The 1,306-nt window shown below is 64.7% G+C and carries 1 protein-coding gene; it reads left to right on the top strand.

The features are described 5' to 3' along the window. Positions 1 to 69 precede the first annotated feature (69 nt). A protein-coding gene (locus tag WBG06_RS26485; RefSeq protein WP_336740817.1) for an IS3 family transposase occupies positions 70 to 1,274 on the top strand; the annotation gives its coding sequence in 2 pieces (ribosomal slippage) (positions 70 to 354 and positions 357 to 1,274; 1,203 coding nt in all). Positions 1,275 to 1,306: the final 32 nt, after the last annotated feature.

Here is a 1,306-nt window from a genome sequence, read left to right as displayed (position 1 = left end):
GGGACTGCTGCAGGGCTAGGTGACATCTGATCTGTGGTGCCGAGAGGTGCTGCTGGAAGGATGTGTGCTGTGCCCAAGCCGTACCCCAAGGAGTTCCGTGACGACGTTGTTCGGGTCGCGAGGAACCGTGAGCCTGGTCAGCAGTTGAAGCAGATCGCTGCTGACTTCGGGATCAGTGAGTCGTGTCTGACCAATTGGCTGCGTCAGGCTGATGTCGAGGATGGGGTGAAGTCGGGGACCACGTCGGCGGAGAACGCTGAGCTGCGGGAAGCGAAGCGCCGGATCCGGTTGCTGGAGCAGGAGAACGAGGTGCTGCGGCGGGCTGCGGCCTATCTCTCGCAGGCCAACCTGCCGGGAAAATGATGTACCCGCTCGTTCGTGAGTTGGCCGTCGACGGGATCCCTGTCGCGGTGACGTGTCGGGTCCTCAAGTTCGCTCGTCAGCCCTACTACCGGTGGCTGGCCCAACCAGTCACGCCGGCCGTGCTGGAGGAGGCCTATCGGGCCAACGCGCTGTTCGACGCGCATCGAGATGATCCGGAGTTCGGTTACCGGCTCCTGGTCGAGGAGGCCAGCGACGCCGGGCAGCAGATGGCAGAGCGGACCGCGTGGCGGATCTGCTCGTCCAACGGCTGGTGGAGCGCGTTCAGCAAACCCAAACGCGCGACGTCGAAGAAGGCCGGCCCGCCGGTCCACGACGACTTGGTCGCGTTCGTAGATGAGCACGGCGTGACCCGGCATCGGTTCGATGCGGACGCCACGAACGAGCTGTGGTTGACCGATATCACCGAGCACCCCACAGCCGAGGGCAAGCTCTACCTGTGCGCGGTCAAGGACGTCTACGCGAACCGGATCGTGGGCTACTCCATCAGCGACCGGATGAAGTCCAGGCTCGCCGTCGCGGCCCTGGAGAATGCCGTCGGGATGCGCCGGGCGGCCGGTGAAGACGTGGCCGGTTGCATCGTGCACTCGGATCGGGGCAGTCAATTTCGAAGCCGGAAGTTCGTCCGTGCGATCAACCGCCACGGGCTGGTCGGATCGATGGGCCGCGTCGGCGCGTGTGGGGACAACGCGGCCATGGAGTCGTTCTTCAGCCTGCTCCAGAAGAACGTCCTCGACCGCACGGCCTGGCAGACCCGCGAGGACCTCCGCATCGCGATCGTGACCTGGATCGAGAAGACCTATCACCGCCGACGGCGGCAGGCGACCCTGGGACGTTTGACGCCCATCGAGTACGAGACAATCATGACCACACCAGCCACTCAGGCTGCGTGACCCAATCTGTCACCAGATCCTGCAGCAGTCCC

The sequence above is a fragment of the Nocardioides sp. CCNWLW239 genome (genome assembly GCF_037137035.1).
Taxonomy (GTDB): Bacteria; Actinomycetota; Actinomycetes; order Propionibacteriales; family Nocardioidaceae; genus Nocardioides.
This window is presented reverse-complemented; position numbering and strand designations above follow the sequence as displayed.